Here is a 16,865-nt window from a genome sequence, read left to right on the forward strand (position 1 = left end):
CAATGGCAGCAGAGAAGCAGAAACAACCTATTTTAAAAAAAATTTCTAAGGGTTTAACCGTAGGTTCTGTGATCACAGGAAGTACATTTTTTCGTGGCCCACCTATTCTTGCATTAGGTTTGACTAAACTCGTAAAAAAATCATCAAAAATCGATGAAACCAATATCAATATCGCCAATGGTTGGATTGGTACGAATAACTGGCTCATTGAAAAAGTTCTCCCTGAGCTTAAATGGCACATCACGATTGATGAAGATCTAGATCTCAATCTACAAGGTCGTTACATCATGACCTGTAATCACCAAAGCTGGGTGGATACAACTGTTACTCAATATTTTGGTCTTAAACGTATGCCGCTCACACGTTTTTTTACGAAATGGGAACTCATTTTTATTCCTTTTGTTGGGCAAGCATTCAAGATCCTTGGTTTTCCTATGATGAAACGTCATACCAAAGCGCAAATCGAAAAAAATCCTGCGCTGAAATATCGTGATATGGAAGAAGCGCGTAAATCGTGTGAACAACTGCTCAGCCAACCTTTTACCTTATTAAATTATTTAGAAGGTACACGCTATACCCCTGAAAAACACGCCCAACAAAAATCTCCGTATAAAAATTTACTTAGGCCCAAAGCAGGTGGTTTAGCACTTGCTCTAAATATTCTAGGAAGTGAAATTGATGCGCTAGTCGATATGACCATTGTCTATCCAGATGGTGTGCCAGGTTATGGAGATTTTTGGTTAGGAGAAGTTTCTCAAATTGCCGTCAATTTAAGAAAAATTGAAATTCCTGCTTGGGTTCATGGCGGCAATTATGAGGATGATGCCGACTATCGCGCTCGTTTCCAAAAATGGGTTGATGAGCTTTGGACAGAAAAAGATCAGTTAATTACACAGTTAAAACAACAGCTTCAAGCTGAATCTGTAAATTAAGCTGTCCTCAGAATGTATTGCATATGACAGATCGCATGACTAATTCTCGAAAAACTTTCCGTCCACAGCGTCATGACACGTTATTTTGGAAGATGTTCCTGATTTATGACATCTTTATGATGCTCATTATTTTAGTCAATTTGTTTTGTCTATGTGCCAATGCATTTTTAATGAGTAATTTTGGTTCATGGGTATTTGACACGGTTCAATTACCTCAAATTCTGGAGTTTTATAAATCCGAGCTTCACCCATGGGTCATCATTACCGAAAGTTGGTTTATCACATTTTTAATTGTTGAACTCGCTGTAAGATGGCTGATTGCAATTGTCAATAAACATCATCAGCGTTGGTTTTTCTTTCCCTTCATTCATTGGTATGAAATATTAGCCATTATCCCTTACCTTCGCTTTTTACGTTTAATTCGCGTCGGAGTGATTGCCTATAGACTGCATGAGCTAGGCTATAAAGTCATACCTAATAAATGGTTCAGACGTCTTAATTTTTACTATAACGTGATCATGGAAGAGCTCTCTGATCGTGTGGTGATTACTGTTATTGATAGTGTAAAAAAAGAGTTAGACACTAGCTCGACCCATAAAAAAATCATTCATGATCTGGTGAATCACCATCGAGACATGTTTGCCACGACATTGGCGCAAGTCTTACAAGAATCTTTGGCAACCGAATTAAAACTTCAAAAAGATAATATCTCAAAAGGCGTTGGTCACATTGTCATTAAAGCAATTGAAGACACACCAGAGCTAACACAGCTCTTAAAGCTCATTCCATTGGTGGGTGGTCGTATAGAACAGCAAATCCACAACATTGGTCAACGATTAGGTGAAAATATTACCGACGGTTTAGTTGAACCTTTTATTTCTGGAACCATTGATAAACCGAATGCACATTATCAACTCATTGCTGAAAAAATTAGCCAGCTCAATATTGATAATCATGCATTAGAACAACTCGTTGAATCTGTCGTTTATGAAAGTCTTGAGTCTTTAAGAAAACAGATGGAAGTAAAACAATGGCAAATAGAGTTATCAAAAAACAATCAAGTCAAGGAATGATCATTTCTCTATTAATTTAATATATCCGCTAGAGAATTCTTGAGAATTGAACTAGCATTTGCACAATTAACAATTTTTACTTCGATTATAAAGCGCGAAGCAAGCAAGGAATGAATATGGCAGATATTCGGATTACCGGTAGAATGGTGAATTTTACCCGAATTACCTTTGACACCAATGATCATAATGTTATCCGCCAACAATTAAGTGCCATGATGAGTGAAACCTCTTATGAAGGTGCGCTTGTCATTCTAGACACAACCGTTGAACAAGAACTCATTGGACTCATTCAATTGGTCATCAGTTTAGGGTTACAGCCAATGGCTGTCGTTGATGGTTTAATGGGTGATGAAGCACGTGCGATCCAATTCCCAGTTCTTGCGGCTGATCGTCCTTTGCAGCGCATCAAAGCAACAAAAGAACAAGTGGTAGAAGCCCCAGCAAATACCCCTGAAGCTGAGAAGGCTCCAACACACATAGCTCCTGCAACCACACATAAAACTTCGTATCACGATGAAGTGCTTAGAACAGGACAATGTCTGGTACAAGATCACGGCGATATTATTTTAACTGCTGGAATTAATAGTGGCTCTGAAATCATCGCTTCAGGAAATATACATATTTATGGCTCTGCTCGTGGTAGAGTCATCGCCGGCGCCGGTGGCAATACAGCAGCACGAATTTTCTGTCATGTTTTAGAAGCTGAATTAGTATCTATCGCAGGAACATATTGTGTTGCAGATGATATTCCACCACATATGCTAAAAAAGTCAGTACATATCTATTTAAATGATGCTCAAGAGCTTGTCTTTGAAGCACTCGAATTTTAATGTATAACTAAACATGAGAACCCCTATAGTATTGGGGATAAACATAACAGGAGTGGATTCGGTGGCGAAAATTGTTGTCGTAACATCAGGTAAAGGTGGCGTAGGTAAAACAACTACCAGTGCATCTTTTGCAACAGGTTTAGCCCTTCGTGGCCACAAAACTGTTGTAATCGATTTTGACGTAGGTTTACGTAACCTCGACCTTATCATGGGTTGTGAGCGTCGTGTTGTTTATGATTTTGTGAATGTATTAAATAACGAAGCGAGATTACAACAAGCACTTATTCGCGATAAAGAAATCGAAAATCTATATATTTTACCTGCATCACAAACCCGTGATAAAGATGCGTTGACCGATGAAGGTGTTGCACGTGTTATGGACGAACTTTCTCAAGAGTTCGACTACATCATTTGTGACTCTCCTGCAGGTATTGAACGTGGTGCGATTTTAGCAATGTACCATGCTGATGAAGCAATCATTGTAACGAACCCTGAAATTTCATCTGTCCGAGATTCCGATCGTATTATTGGTATGTTGGACAGTAAAACGAAGAAAGTAGAAAATAACGAAGGTCGTATTCGTAAGCATCTTTGTATTACACGCTTTAACCCTGAACGTGCTGACAAACAAGAGATGTTAACAGTCGATGACATTTCTAAAGATATCCTTCGCGTGCCAACGCTCGGTGTAATTCCTGAATGTAAAAGCGTGTTACAAGCTTCGAATGAAGGTAAGCCTGTTATTCTTTATACTGAAGAAGCAGCTGGACAAGCTTATGACGATCTTGTTGCACGCTTCCTTGGTGAAGAACGTCCATATCGTCACATCTCTGTGAAGCCGAAAGGCTGGTTAGCACGTTTATTTGGAGCATAAAGATGGCAGGATTCTGGAGTAAACTTTTTAGTAGTGATGACAAACCATCAAGTGCACAAACAGCTAAAGATCGCTTAAAAGTTATCGTGGCATCGGAAAATGGTCTAGGTAAGCGTTTAAGCCAAGATAAAATTGATTTAATGAAAAAAGAAATCATGCAAGTTGTGAATCGTTATGTGCGTGGTGTAGATGAACAGCATATACAAATGTCGGTTCGCTCTGAAGCAAATATCGAAATGCTAGAAATGAATATCAATTTGCCTGAAGAACGTTAATCTGATTTTTGATTAGTCAAGCAAATTGAATCAGGGCAAAATATGAGAGTGGCAGAAATAGGCTATTAGCTATATTCCGCCCACTTGAAGCAGAGCTTCAAGTCTTGCGACTAGACAAAGCAGTGCTTTGCTCATCTAGTCTCATATTTTGCCCTTTTTTATTGATTAAAAATACCAAGGAGATTGTGATGGCATTATCACAGCCAGCCACGTTCAATGAAGAATGGTCAGACGAGCGTGTTTTTGCCTATTTAAATCAGTTACCTCCTGAAGGTGTAAACGCTGATTTTCATGTTCTCTATCATGCTTTTAAACATATGCGTGCTAATGACTATGAGCGTTTACTCACTAAATTTATAGCAGATGGTCGTAATCTTAACGCTCAAAATCCTGAAGGCAAACGTATTCATGATGTGATCGCAGAATTCCCACGCCAAAGTGCAGAATTCCTTGCTGTTTTAGCAAAATTTTCCTAAAAAACAGATAAAAAAGCCTGCTTGAGCAGGCTTTTTTGATTTAAATCTATCTTATACCTGTTAAAAAATAGTTTCGTATTAAGGTTACTTTTACGTTTGGGTGAAACTTAGATTATTTCCATTGCCAACCCAATGCAATAGCACCACCAACATCACCTTGTGAACTTGTGGTTCCAGATGCTTTATAGACAAAGCGATTCGTTTCAGAAACCCCACTAAATCCAATGGCAATACCTTGCTCACCATCCCATGTACCAGCAGCTGCACTGAACATACTTGCACCAGCATAAGTTGGCTGGGGTAATGAAGCGACAGCCAAAGATGCTGCAATAGCTGCTCGAGTGTCACGTCGTTCATCGGCAAAACTCTGTTCTAAAGCATTTACACGTCGACTAGTATACTCATTGGCCTGATTCAATATTTCATTGGTTCGTATATTCGTATATTCCTGTGCATCGCTCAAAACTTGCTGATCTGCTTGACGCATTTGTTTTACATTGACTGCGTCGGTATCCGCTGTACCTGCTGCCACATTAACAATTTGGCGCTGTTGCGTAGAGGAACCCACTGAAACCGTATTGTCCCGATCGGTAGACGAAGCATTTCCTAAAAGAACAGCATTATTTGCGTCAGACGTTATATTATTCCCAAGAGCTACAGTACTATTTCCTGAAATATTGTTGAAATTACCAACTGAATGCGTATTTTCACCCGTAACCGTATTGTGATTTCCTAAAGCTGTTGCATGTTCACCAGCGACTTGTGATTCAGCCCCAATGACAATACTCTCACGACCCGATGCTACTGATGAACTTCCGATTGCAAGAGCATCTTCACCTGTTGCATTTGGTAATATTGCATTTTCACTAGGATTTGTTCCAACAGATATTGCGACAGTTCCACCACTAGCCAAAGACGTTAGCCACTGTTGTTCGGTGCCATTAAAGCCATTTTGTACAGCAATCTCAAAAGCACTAAATCCTTGATCACCTTTGTCACCTTTTAAGCCTTGAAGTCCTTGATCACCTTTATCGCCCTTGTCGCCTTTTAAGCCTTGAAGTCCTTGATCACCTTGATCTCCCTTATCACCTTTCAATCCTTGAGGACCTTGGTCACCTTTATCTCCTTTGAGTGACGTCAGCCAATCTTGCTCTGTTCCTACAAATCCATTATTCACCGCCACTTGGTAAGCACTATCACCTTGTGGTCCTACACCGCCACCAGGTCCACCGCTTGTACCTGGTATACCTTGATCCCCTTTGTCACCTTTCAATCCTTGTGGACCTTGATCACCTTTATCTCCCTTATCGCCTTTTTCACCTTTTAATGATGTAAGCCAATCTGTTTCAGAGCCCTCAAATCCATTACTCACAGCAACCTCGTACGCACTTGGTCCAGCTGGTCCAGTGGTACCTGTACCTGTTTCACCACCAACACCATTATTTTCGAGTGCAGACACTCGGTCTTTTAACGCTGTAAATTCAATATCAATCCCTCTAATTGTTTGATTTACGTTTTGGTATGTAGAGCCTTGCATTTCAAATGAAAGGGGCATCACACTCCCCTGAAACATAGTCACCCCAGTACCCAGAATTCTTTGTAAACTGTCTGTCAATTGATCAACATTAATAGCATCATGAGTATCTAATCCCCATGCTAAGTTCATGATTCGGCGTTTTAATTGATCACTACCGACTGAAATAACATTCTCTCGATCTGCAACAGATGCACTACCTAAAGCAACAGAGTTGCTCGCATAAACCTGACTCAGCTCACCAATCGCTACTGACTCTCTTACGGATGTATAATTTGGTCCTGGTCGAATAATAATAGAACCACCGACAGCCACATTAGTGTGACCTTGCACATTACTGTTGGAGGCAAATATATGAGAACTCGTCGCACCAACCTCATTAAATCCACCAAAAATCATCGAGCCATTAGTGTTGACGTCGTGAATATTATTCATACCAACAACAACAGATTTTACAGACGAGTTTAAATTTGAAATACCTATAGAGATACCCCCTTCAGCAGTATTTGAACTACCGATCGCAATACTCCCTTCCCCCTTAACCACTTGATTATTACCAATGGCAATATTACTTGTATGATGCGTTGTGTTTTGATTTCCAATGACCACATTATTTTGCGTTGTCGTTACAGCGTTTGGTGTCACCGTATTATTCAAACCAAAAACAGTATGATTCATCCCAATATTGACGTTATTGCTTTGTCCCATAACCACACTGTTCGGTGCAACCACTGAGTTATTTTCACCACAGATGAAAGATGTAGTGTCTGAATTCGTCGCTGTGCCTGTTGAACCCTCACATTCATCAGCTTGCACCTGACTCGTCATTGCGGTTAATGCCCCAATTAAAATCAGATAACCTGTCGTCATTCCAATATTTTTTAAAGATTGTGTAAAACGTGTACGTCCAAGTTCCCCTGTTACGACTAATTTTCCATTACGTTTACGGATAACTCGGTATATATGGTTCATGTAATTCCCCTTAGTTTTTGACATGGTCATGTCACTTGCAGGTTTTCCATAGTTTGCAAGAAAGACCTTTTATAATGAGGAAAATCAAACCATAAAGCTGATAATCTAGAAGCCCCCCTTTAAGGGGGGATGAAAAAAATATTTTTGTGAAAAAATGATTAATATTTACTTTTTTATCTCAATTTTTTTAAAAAAATCTATAATTTGAATTTGTTATAATCAAAACAGTTCAGTCGAAGATGAATTCAATAAGTTTTCGTAAAAGTGATCGAACAAGGCTCGGCACCCTCCATCGCCTGAGAAATCTTTGCTGTACTCAACTTCCGCTCCTTACCATTGCGCCCAGTATTTTTGACTATTTGAATTTTTTGATTCCACATGATGCCTACGGTATGGCACTGACCTATCCAAATGGTGAACCTTATATACTGTATTACAAAAATCTTAACCCTCAGTCGATGAGGTATGTCCAAGAAAATACTGAATTATTCTTAAACTTAAAAACCGAAAGCCATATCCGCTGGCTCAACTGCCCTATGTTACCCAAAGTCGGAAATCTTTTACGCCCAGATGATCCGTATTTTCATAGCTTAACCTACCAGATGATTGTGCGCCAAAGCGGTCTTCACCATACACTAGATCTAAGATTAGAACGCAATCATATTCCTGCAGGAGGTATTACCCTCTATAGGCGTATGTCACAACCCTTCCAATTACAAGATCATCGTTTATTAGAACAAGCTGGTGTCTATATCGAATATGCGCTTAACAATCAAATGGAGGATGGCGACGATGTAATTGAATCAGATCAAGCGTTGTTAATCGTGAATTCTCAAAATGATTTAGTCATGATGACTGATGCTGCAAAGGATTTACTGAATCTCTTCCCGATACATTATGAATTTTGGGAACCATATAAAGCGTTGCCAAAATCATGCTATCAAGTCATCAATGAGCTTAAATATGGGCAACAAATCCCCAAGCTTAGTTTGACCATTCCTAATGGAATATTAACCCTTCGTGCTGAATGGTTAAGTAGTCAAAATACAACCGATACAAATATCGCCTTATACTTAAAGCGCTCATTACCACGCTCCCTCATTATTTTAAAAAAACTAGAAGCACTTGATCTATCCCCCCGAGAATGCCAAGTGGCTTTTTCGTTAATTACAGGCATGAATAAAAGTGAAATTTTACAAAAATTATCCATTAGCCCTGCGGTATTTAAAGATTGTGTCAAGTCAGTTTATCAAAGCTTGAATGTTCACTCTGTGAGTGAACTGATCACATTTGCCAGCCAATGGACTACCCCCAAAAACAACACTTTTTTGAGTTAAATAAAAAAAAGCAACCTATGGTTGCTTTTTCTGAGTCAGTCTTCGTTAAACTAAAATTTCACGTTTACCATTTGCGCCCATTGCACTCACGATACCGTTTTCTTCCATTTGGTCAATAATACGTGCGGCACGATTATAACCCAGACTAAACTTACGCTGTAAAGATGAAGTGGATGCTTTGCGGGTTTCTAAAACAAAAGCAACACATTGATCATAAAGTGCGTCACGGTCAGAAGCACCATCACCATCCTCAAAGCCACGTGATGCTGGCTCTTCATCAAATGGGGTGAGAATTTCATCCACATAGTTTGGTGCACCACGCTCACGCCATGCATCACAAATACGGTTCACTTCGTCATCGGCAATAAATGCACCATGCACACGCTCAGGCTCAATTTTACCTGGTCCTAAGAACAGCATATCACCATGTCCAAGCAAATCTTCTGCACCACCCGCATCCAAAATCGTACGCGAGTCAATTTTAGAGTTTACACGTAGCGCAACACGCGTCGGTATATTCGCCTTAATTAAGCCCGTGATTACATCGACGGATGGACGCTGTGTCGCAAGTAATAAATGAATGCCAGCAGCACGTGATTTTTGAGCTAAACGAGTGATCATTTCTTCCGCTTTCTTACCCACCTGCATGATCATATCTGCGAATTCATCTGCAACAATCACAATCGAAGGCAATGGTGTAAGTCTAGGTGCACGTTCTCCAGCAACTGACTCACTGGCTTTCCAAGTTGGATCAAATAGATCTTCACCATTGGCAATTGCTTCTTCAACTTTACGGTTATAGTCACTCAATTTACGTATTTTTAAGAACGACATCAGCTTATAACGACGCTCCATCTCATTCACACACCAATTTAAAGCACTGACTGCATCTTTCATGTCAGTCACAACAGGCGTGAGTAAATGCGGAATATCGTTATAGTTCGCCAATTCAAGTTGTTTAGGATCAATCAAAATAAGGCGCAATTGATCTGGCGTATATTTTAAAAGCATCGATAGAATCATCGAGTTTACAGCAACAGATTTACCTGAACCTGTGGTACCCGCAACCAACATATGTGGTGCCTTGCCCAACTCAGTAATGACTGGGTTACCAGAAATGTCTTTACCCATGGCCATGGATAAGATTCCATCTGGATCCTTAAATTTTGGAATTTGTACCAATTCAATCAGGCGCACCATCTCACGTATGCTATTCGGAACTTCAATTCCAATGTAAGGTTTTCCAGGGATCACCTCAACCACACGTACTGATGCCATCGACATTGATCGTGCTAAGTCACGAGAAATATTAGTTACTTTCGAGGCTTTCACACCAGGCGCAAGATCCAGTTCAAATCTGGTCACGACTGGACCCGGTTGAGCTTCAATCACTTTCGCTTTGACATTAAAGTCTTGTAATTTAATTTCTAACAGTTCTGATAATCTTGATAATTGTTCTGCAGTGAAGTTTACTTTTTTGTTTGGGTCTACTTCATCAAGTAAATCTAAACCAGGAAGTGGTGATAAATCTTTACGGCGCTCCGCAACTTGCATTGCACGAGACATTGGACGACCAGCAGCATCTGTTAATGGCGCATCGAAATCAAACTCATCCTCTTCAACTTCAGGCTTACCTACCGTTTCTTGCCAAGCTTCTCTAAAAGCATCTTTATCTGAAGATATACGTTGTTTTTCCTCATCACTCACTTTAGTAACAGGAATTGATGATCCCTCTTGCTCAACAATGTTTTGTGGTGATGGGGCAATAGTGTCTTGCTCTGATTCATATTCCGCGACTGTATCTGACTTAGGTGAAGTCATAAATTTAATATTTGGCGTCACCAAATTTGGACGCTTGACCTCTGAATTAGACAAAGCTTCTGCTTCATCCGCAAGTGATGCAAGACCATCAAGCTCAGAAGCTAACAAATCTGCTTTAGTGATCGCTTCCGCAGCTGCGCTCGATTGACTTGCGTATAGAGCACTTGCGCCAATAGCTGAGGTATTTTGGATTAGGGATGCTGTATTTTGATCATCAGCAGATTGACCTGAAGGATTTGTTTGATGATGAAAAGGAGTATGAATATCTTTGGCATGCTGTCCTTGTGGAACAACTTCAAGCAATTCATCAAAGATTTGATCATCATTCCAGTCCAAAGCAGTATCTTGAACAATTGAGCGCTGCTCTACTCGAACGTTTTTACTTAAATCATTAATTTCTGAAGTACGTTGATCAACCTGATCCTCCTCTGCTGCGCGCAAAAGCTCATCAATTTCTCTTTTATGATCTTCATCGCTATGCAAGGCTTTCCAAACTTCACCCGTTGGAACAATACGTTGACTCTCACGCTCTAACTCATGCGCTTTCGCGATGGTACGCTCGAGCTCTGCCTCATCATCTTCATCAAAACGATGATTTTGTTGAGACTCTTGGAAACGCATATCTTCAAATAGTTTTTCAGCAGTACGTTCATGACGCGCTTGTAATTGATCTTTCTCTTCTAAATGATCGACATTATTGAGCTCAGCTTGATGAGGGACTTGAGCTGAACCTTTTAGATTAGGTTCAATTTCTTTTTTCGCTTTTGGCTGAGTCGTCAAATCATAAGCTGATTCAGTCTCAGGTACATTTTTATAGAACAAATCTTGCAAATAAGCGGGTGTCGCCTTCAGAGTAGACCATGTCTTGTTCCACTGAATACCAAAAGCCAGTGTGATTAGAACGATACTAAGTACGATCAGAAAAAAAACGGCGCCATAAATCGTCAAAAGCTGTTTTAAACTCTCACCCAATTCGTAACCAATGATTCCACCTGAAGCATTAGCAAGCGTATCTGCAGGCACTGACCAAAGTAAATAAAACAAACTCGCGACGGTAAGTAAAATGAAAAATTGAGCAGCAAAACGAAATGGACGACTCAAAAAACTTCTTGGCCACCACACTTGAATCGCTTCAATGAATAAATAAATTGGAATCAGTAAACTTGCCCAGCCCAGAAATCCAAATAAGAGATCTGCAATCCAAGCACCTGCGACACCACTTGCATTTGAAACTTGTTGAGTATCACTCGAAATATGCATCCAACCCGGATCAAATGGCGTATAAGTCACTGTTGCTAAAAACAGATAAATACCAAATGATATTAAGAAGAATGTTAAAACTAAGCGCTGTGCATATACACTCGACACCGCAGTCATATACTTTCCTGTAAACGATTATTCATTAATGTTCTAATGTTGAAATGGAACAATTTCTTCATTATAGAAAACTTACTATTATGCACCTGTTCATTAAAAAAAGGTGCAGCTTTCTAAGGTTTCCTTGTTAACACTTTTAACTATATAGCTCAATTCGATTTAGTTGATCAATATAATCCACATTCATTCCACACAACTGTGGTGAAGTTTCACGTATAATTTTCAGTAAATCGATATATCAAATTAAAAGGATGCTTATACATGAGCGCTCGTCACTCAAGATTGATTATTTTAGGTTCTGGTCCTGCAGGTTATAGCGCAGCTGTATATGCTGCACGAGCAAATTTAAAACCAACTTTGATCGCTGGTATGCAATTGGGTGGTCAGCTCACCACAACTACAGAAGTTGATAACTGGCCAGGTGATCCTGAAGGCTTAACAGGTCCTGCTTTAATGGAGCGTATGCAAGCTCACGCAGAACGTTTTGGTACTGAATTGGTTTACGATCACATTAACGAAGTTGACTTAAATGTACGTCCATTCGTTTTAAAAGGTGATATGGAAGAATACACGTGTGATGCTTTGATCATTGCAACAGGCGCTACGGCTCAATACTTAGGGTTAGAATCCGAAGCTGCTTATATGGGTCAAGGTGTGAGTGCGTGTGCAACTTGTGATGGTTTCTTCTATAAAAATCAAAAAGTCATGGTTGTCGGTGGTGGTAACACTGCGGTTGAAGAAGCGCTTTATTTATCAAACATTGCTTCACATGTAACACTTGTACATCGTCGCGATAAATTACGTTCTGAAAAAATCCTTCAAGATCATCTTTTTGCAAAAGAGAAAGAAGGGAAAATCAGCATCATCTGGAACCATGAAGTTGAAGAAGTACTTGGTAACCCTCAAGATGGCGTTACTAGTGTTCGTTTGAAATCTACAACTGATACTACAACTCAAAACGTTGAAGTGACTGGATTGTTCGTCGCTATAGGTCACAAACCTAATACTGCAATGTTTGAAGGTCAGCTTGAACTACGTGATGGTTATATCCAAGTTCAAAGTGGTACACGTGGTAATGCAACTGCGACTTCTGTTGAAGGCGTATTTGCTGCAGGTGATGTTGCAGACAATATCTACCGCCAAGCAATTACATCAGCAGGTTCAGGTTGTATGGCTGCTTTGGACGCTGAGAAATATTTAGACAACTAATATTTATTTAAAAACCAAAAAAACCACCTTCGGGTGGTTTTTTTATTCTTTCAACTTGGCATAATCATTTTAAACATTTTTATCTTCGGTTTTTCATTATTATTTTTAGAACTTAATCCCTATGCTCCCTCCTTCTGAGTTTATTTTCCCTAATCCAATTGAATCCGATCCCGAAGGTCAAGGACTAATCTGTATAGGTGCTGACCTCTCCCCTTCTACATTATTTGAAGCTTATACACATGGTTTATTTCCTTGGTTTTCCGAAGGTGAGCCGATCTGCTGGTGGAGTCCAGAACCTCGCTGCATTATCTACCCTTCGTCATACCATCCAAGTAAATCACTCATTCGTAACATGAAAAAACATGATTATACGATTACCATTAACCGTGATTTTGAACATGTGATACGTTCTTGCTCATTACCACGAAGTTATGCCAATGAAACATGGATTACTGAAGATATCATTCAGGGTTACTGTTCATTATTTGAGTCAGGCTATGCATATAGTGTCGAAGTTCGCAGAGAAAATTCGATTGTCGGCGGGCTCTATGGTGTCTCTATAGGTCAGGGTATTTTTGGTGAATCCATGTTTAGTCGAGAGACTGATGTTTCAAAAATGGCTTTTTATACCCTCATGTTGATCAGCCTTGAAAACCAGGCACCCTGGGTTGACTGTCAATTGGTGAATGATCATCTCATGAGCTTAGGTGCTTGCACAATTTCTCGCCAAGACTACCTTAATTCGTTACAAGATGTGATAAAACAGCCTCAGATTGATTGGCAAAAGTATAAAGACGGTGTATTTTCAAGTAAAACAATAGCATTTGATCAACGACTCATGGATTGAGAAATAGGAGGGACAACATGAATTCTTATCAACCCCAGTCCCTATTAAATGAACTGCAGTATTACATTACACCACCGCATGACTGCAGTTATCTTCCCGAGAAATCAGCACGGATGGTTTTTTTAGATCCTGCTCATAAAATCGACGTTGTAACTTTATCAGAATTGTCTCGTGTAGGATTTCGAAGAAGCGGAGATTTTGTCTATCGACCTGAATGTCATTTGTGTCGACAATGCCTTTCATGTCGTGTACCTGTTGATGCTTTTAAAATGAACAGTCAACAAAAGAAAGCTTGGAAACGTAATCAAGACTTAGAAGTTAGAATAACCCAAACTCAAGATGCTACTGATTTACACTATCAACTCTATGAACGTTACATCAATGAGCGTCATTCAGATGGAGATATGTTCCCCCCTAGCTATGATCAATTCGAGAAGTTTTTGATTCACAGTTGTAGCAATAGTTTCTTTATAGAACTTTGGAAAGATGATCGACTCATTTGTGTCTCAACCTGCGATGTATTAGATGATGGAGTATCCGCCGTCTATACATTTTTTGATCCAGATGAATCCAAACGTTCTTTAGGTGTTTTTGCAGTCCTTAAGCAAATTGAATATGTAAAGCAGCACAATCAAGAGTTTGTATATTTAGGATATTGGGTACCCCATTCATTCAAAATGAACTATAAGTCCCAATATGCGCCTTTTGAATTATTACTGGATGGTCAATGGCGACGTGTTAATAAAATGCTCAGCAACGAAGAAATCGATCAATTAGGTCATATGCTGATGACGACACTTCCCTCTGAATGGAATAACTTTATTGTAAAGTAGGGTATTGAATTTTGTCACTTGAATAAATCTGCAAAATTATCACTGCATGCCTTTACCATAATGATGGCATGCTCTTTTCCACCATCTAATGTTGGATAATAGTTTTTACGCATATCAATTTGATGAAATCCGGATTTCTGATATAGTGCAATCGCAGCCTTATTACTTTCTCGGACCTCTAAAAAGATTTGTACGGGATCATTATTGAGTTGAGCCATTGAAGCTTCAAGCAATTGATATCCCAACCCTTTTCCACGCATTTTCGGATGAACTGCCATCAACAGCAAATTTGCTTCATCCAATACAGGCTGTAAAATACAGAAACCAACAACACGATTCTGGTATTCAATCACTGTGGATTGATATGAATCAACCGCTTCTGAAAATTGTTTTTTTGTCCAAGGATGCGTCTGCCCCAAACTTTCAATTTCATATACCACCTCAACATCTGATGTCAGCATCGGTCGAATCATAATCATTACATTGCATTTTTTTAAGTTAGTACATTATAGAAAGTTCGAAAATAAATGAAATAAAAAAAGGCAGCTTACGCTGCCCGAATGCACAAAAGTAAATACTTAAAAACCGAGTTTTGCTTTCCATGTTGCCAATAAACCCACGGTATCCAAATCATTCGGATGGAAGCCTGGTTTAAAATAAGCCAACATTTCCTTACCCATACCAGAAATAATGCCTTTAGATGGGCTATATCCATAGGTATAAATATCTTTCAAAGATGCAATATTTAACTGTTTATCGTCTTTCAATAAACGCGCTACAAAATAAGTCTGCACCATGAATAGCACAACCATTGCTGCCACTAAAGAAGATGTTCGAGCAAGATAAGATTTGATTCCTTTACCGAACACACCTTCAAATACATCATATGCGACAGCCTTATGCTCATTTTCTTCAATGGCATGCCAAGCCCACATCGTCGCCATTGTTTCATCAGTCATTAATGCTTGAATATGTTCGTTACGCAATAATTCTGAGGCAATGGTTGCTGTAAAATGTTCTAGCGCAGTCGTTCCCATCAGATCGATCATTTCTTGTGAAATACCAAATGGTTTCATAACGGTGCTAGCTGACTTGCGAAAAGTTTGAATGACCGTATCTGTGGCTTTTTCAAGTGCAGCAACATCATGACCAAATTTTTGTGCTGATGCATTAAAGCCAGCATGCTCATGTGTATGCATTGCTTCCTGACCAATAAATGCTGAAATCTCTTTTTGGAGATCTTCATTATCTTTAATGGCTGGATGTTGGCGAACTGCACGCACTGAATCGATAAAGAATTTTTCACCTGCAGGAAATAATGCAGATAACGCTGTCATGAAATGAGTTAATCCTGCTGAACCATTCATCCAATATTCTGGTACGTGATCAAAATCAAATTGCATACGACGTACTGGAAATGATGCACCGGCACGATTTGTAATATTTACTTTAGCATTCATTGCTGGACTCCTATTCGGGATCTATCCAAATCTAGTTTTATGATTCTTTTCATTACTTCATCTTAGTGATTTATTATTTTTATGATAAATGCCTTATAGGTCACATCATTATCAGTTAAGGACAGCTTACAACTCTTATTGTCTAACAATTTTATAGATTCCATAAAAAAACGCCCCAAAGGGGCGTTTCTTTCACACAATCAATACTTATGCAGTTACTTTAGCAACAACACCAGCACCAACTGTACGACCACCTTCACGGATCGCAAAACGTAGACCTGGGTCCATTGCGATTGGGTGGATTAATTCTACTGACATTTCTACGTTGTCACCAGGCATAACCATTTCAACGCCTTCTTGCAATTGAATCGCGCCAGTTACGTCAGTCGTACGGAAGTAGAACTGTGGACGGTAACCGTTAAGGAATGGAGTGTGACGACCACCTTCTTCTTTAGAAAGTACGTATACTTCCGCATCGAATTTAGTGTGTGGCTTGATCGCACCCGGTTTAGAAAGTACTTGACCACGTTGTACGTCTTCACGCTTAGTACCACGTAATAAGATACCACAGTTCTCGCCCGCACGGCCTTCGTCTAGAAGTTTACGGAACATTTCAACGCCAGTTACTGTAGTTTTAACTGTGTCTTTGATACCTACGATTTCAACTTCTTCGCCTACTTTCACGATACCAGCTTCTACACGGCCAGTTACTACTGTACCACGACCAGAAATAGAGAATACGTCTTCGATTGGCATTAAGAATGCTTTATCAATAGCACGCTCTGGCTCTGGGATGTAAGTGTCAAGCGCTTCAACAAGAGCAACAACTGCATCTTCACCGAACTGACCAGCTTCACCGTTAAGTGCAGCAAGAGCAGAACCACGGATAACTGGAGTGTCATCGCCTGGGAAGTCATAAGTAGAAAGAAGTTCACGAACTTCCATTTCAACTAGCTCAAGAAGCTCTTCGTCGTCTACAAGGTCACATTTGTTTAAGAATACAACGATGTATGGA

General features: G+C 39.6%; 15 protein-coding genes. 10 read left to right on the top strand and 5 right to left on the bottom strand.

Annotation, left to right across the window (positions count from 1 at the left end):
* The first annotated feature begins 2 nt into the window (after window positions 1–2).
* From AC1M9K_RS12995 to AC1M9K_RS13020, 6 genes are all read left to right on the top strand, one after another.
* The gene (locus AC1M9K_RS12995) at window positions 3–932 is read left to right on the top strand and encodes an acyltransferase (protein WP_481589486.1); all 930 of its coding nucleotides are present in this window, start codon (window positions 3–5) and stop codon (window positions 930–932) included.
* A 35-nt stretch (window positions 933–967) separates the two neighbouring features.
* Window positions 968–2,005: a preprotein translocase subunit SecA gene (locus tag AC1M9K_RS13000; RefSeq protein ID WP_481589487.1), complete on the top strand. Its 1,038-nt coding sequence runs from the start codon at window positions 968–970 to the stop codon at window positions 2,003–2,005.
* Window positions 2,006–2,121: 116 nt separating this feature from the next.
* Complete coding sequence (gene minC, locus AC1M9K_RS13005; protein ID WP_180000266.1) at window positions 2,122–2,835, top strand: septum site-determining protein MinC; 714 nt, start codon at window positions 2,122–2,124, stop codon at window positions 2,833–2,835.
* A 61-nt stretch (window positions 2,836–2,896) separates the two neighbouring features.
* Window positions 2,897–3,709: a septum site-determining protein MinD gene (gene minD / locus AC1M9K_RS13010; RefSeq protein WP_035267390.1), complete on the top strand. Its 813-nt coding sequence runs from the start codon at window positions 2,897–2,899 to the stop codon at window positions 3,707–3,709.
* Window positions 3,710–3,711: 2 nt separating this feature from the next.
* Entirely contained in the window at window positions 3,712–3,984 is a 273-nt protein-coding gene (gene minE, locus AC1M9K_RS13015; RefSeq protein WP_035267388.1) for a cell division topological specificity factor MinE, read from the top strand.
* 188 nt (window positions 3,985–4,172) lie between these two features.
* On the top strand, window positions 4,173–4,460 hold the full coding sequence (locus AC1M9K_RS13020) for a PA4642 family protein (RefSeq protein ID WP_481589488.1): 288 nt from the start codon (window positions 4,173–4,175) through the stop codon (window positions 4,458–4,460).
* Between the two features lie 112 nt (window positions 4,461–4,572).
* Here the strand turns inward: AC1M9K_RS13020 and AC1M9K_RS13025 are convergent, their stop codons facing one another.
* Window positions 4,573–6,966: a YadA family autotransporter adhesin gene (locus tag AC1M9K_RS13025; protein WP_481589489.1), complete on the bottom strand. Its 2,394-nt coding sequence runs from the start codon at window positions 6,964–6,966 to the stop codon at window positions 4,573–4,575.
* A 239-nt stretch (window positions 6,967–7,205) separates the two neighbouring features.
* Between AC1M9K_RS13025 and AC1M9K_RS13030 the strand changes: the two genes are divergently transcribed.
* Entirely contained in the window at window positions 7,206–8,303 is a 1,098-nt protein-coding gene (locus AC1M9K_RS13030; protein WP_481589490.1) for a helix-turn-helix transcriptional regulator, read from the top strand.
* Between the two features lie 45 nt (window positions 8,304–8,348).
* On the opposite strand, the gene AC1M9K_RS13035 is transcribed toward AC1M9K_RS13030, so the two are convergent.
* A complete protein-coding gene (locus AC1M9K_RS13035) occupies window positions 8,349–11,501 on the bottom strand; it encodes a DNA translocase FtsK 4TM domain-containing protein (RefSeq protein WP_481589491.1) in 3,153 nt (1,050 codons plus the stop codon).
* Between the two features lie 261 nt (window positions 11,502–11,762).
* Between AC1M9K_RS13035 and trxB the strand changes: the two genes are divergently transcribed.
* The 3 genes from trxB to AC1M9K_RS13050 all read left to right on the top strand — a co-directional run bounded on the left by trxB (window position 11,763) and on the right by AC1M9K_RS13050 (window position 14,390).
* On the top strand, window positions 11,763–12,710 hold the full coding sequence (gene trxB, locus AC1M9K_RS13040) for a thioredoxin-disulfide reductase (RefSeq protein ID WP_035267378.1): 948 nt from the start codon (window positions 11,763–11,765) through the stop codon (window positions 12,708–12,710).
* A 115-nt stretch (window positions 12,711–12,825) separates the two neighbouring features.
* Window positions 12,826–13,557: a leucyl/phenylalanyl-tRNA--protein transferase gene (aat, locus tag AC1M9K_RS13045; RefSeq protein WP_481589496.1), complete on the top strand. Its 732-nt coding sequence runs from the start codon at window positions 12,826–12,828 to the stop codon at window positions 13,555–13,557.
* Window positions 13,558–13,574: 17 nt separating this feature from the next.
* The gene (locus AC1M9K_RS13050; RefSeq protein ID WP_180028761.1) at window positions 13,575–14,390 is read left to right on the top strand and encodes an arginyltransferase; all 816 of its coding nucleotides are present in this window, start codon (window positions 13,575–13,577) and stop codon (window positions 14,388–14,390) included.
* Window positions 14,391–14,404: 14 nt separating this feature from the next.
* Here the strand turns inward: AC1M9K_RS13050 and rimI are convergent, their stop codons facing one another.
* From rimI to AC1M9K_RS13065, 3 genes are all read right to left on the bottom strand, one after another.
* Window positions 14,405–14,863: a ribosomal protein S18-alanine N-acetyltransferase gene (rimI, locus tag AC1M9K_RS13055; protein WP_481589497.1), complete on the bottom strand. Its 459-nt coding sequence runs from the start codon at window positions 14,861–14,863 to the stop codon at window positions 14,405–14,407.
* Window positions 14,864–14,968: 105 nt separating this feature from the next.
* Entirely contained in the window at window positions 14,969–15,850 is an 882-nt protein-coding gene (locus AC1M9K_RS13060; protein WP_035267371.1) for a metal-dependent hydrolase, read from the bottom strand.
* Window positions 15,851–16,057: 207 nt separating this feature from the next.
* Window positions 16,058–16,865, bottom strand: an 808-nt coding sequence (locus AC1M9K_RS13065) for an elongation factor Tu (RefSeq protein WP_481589492.1), incomplete at its 5' end; no start/stop codon positions are given.

This window comes from Acinetobacter sp. 24-47-67 (assembly GCF_056779735.1).

Bases quoted from the DNA above. Each gene is read 5' to 3' on its own strand.
- AC1M9K_RS12995 (WP_481589486.1), top strand. From the start codon at position 3: ATGGCAGCAGAGAAGCAGAAACAACCTATTTTAAAAAAAATTTCTAAG.
- AC1M9K_RS13000 (WP_481589487.1), top strand. From the start codon at position 968: ATGACTAATTCTCGAAAAACTTTCCGTCCACAGCGTCATGACACGTTA.
- minC (WP_180000266.1), top strand. From the start codon at position 2,122: ATGGCAGATATTCGGATTACCGGTAGAATGGTGAATTTTACCCGAATT.
- minE (WP_035267388.1), top strand. From the start codon at position 3,712: ATGGCAGGATTCTGGAGTAAACTTTTTAGTAGTGATGACAAACCATCA.
- AC1M9K_RS13020 (WP_481589488.1), top strand. From the start codon at position 4,173: ATGGCATTATCACAGCCAGCCACGTTCAATGAAGAATGGTCAGACGAG.
- AC1M9K_RS13025 (WP_481589489.1), bottom strand. From the start codon at position 6,966: ATGAACCATATATACCGAGTTATCCGTAAACGTAATGGAAAATTAGTC.
- AC1M9K_RS13030 (WP_481589490.1), top strand. From the start codon at position 7,206: ATGAATTCAATAAGTTTTCGTAAAAGTGATCGAACAAGGCTCGGCACC.
- AC1M9K_RS13035 (WP_481589491.1), bottom strand. From the start codon at position 11,501: ATGACTGCGGTGTCGAGTGTATATGCACAGCGCTTAGTTTTAACATTC.
- trxB (WP_035267378.1), top strand. From the start codon at position 11,763: ATGAGCGCTCGTCACTCAAGATTGATTATTTTAGGTTCTGGTCCTGCA.
- AC1M9K_RS13050 (WP_180028761.1), top strand. From the start codon at position 13,575: ATGAATTCTTATCAACCCCAGTCCCTATTAAATGAACTGCAGTATTAC.
- rimI (WP_481589497.1), bottom strand. From the start codon at position 14,863: ATGATTCGACCGATGCTGACATCAGATGTTGAGGTGGTATATGAAATT.
- AC1M9K_RS13060 (WP_035267371.1), bottom strand. From the start codon at position 15,850: ATGAATGCTAAAGTAAATATTACAAATCGTGCCGGTGCATCATTTCCA.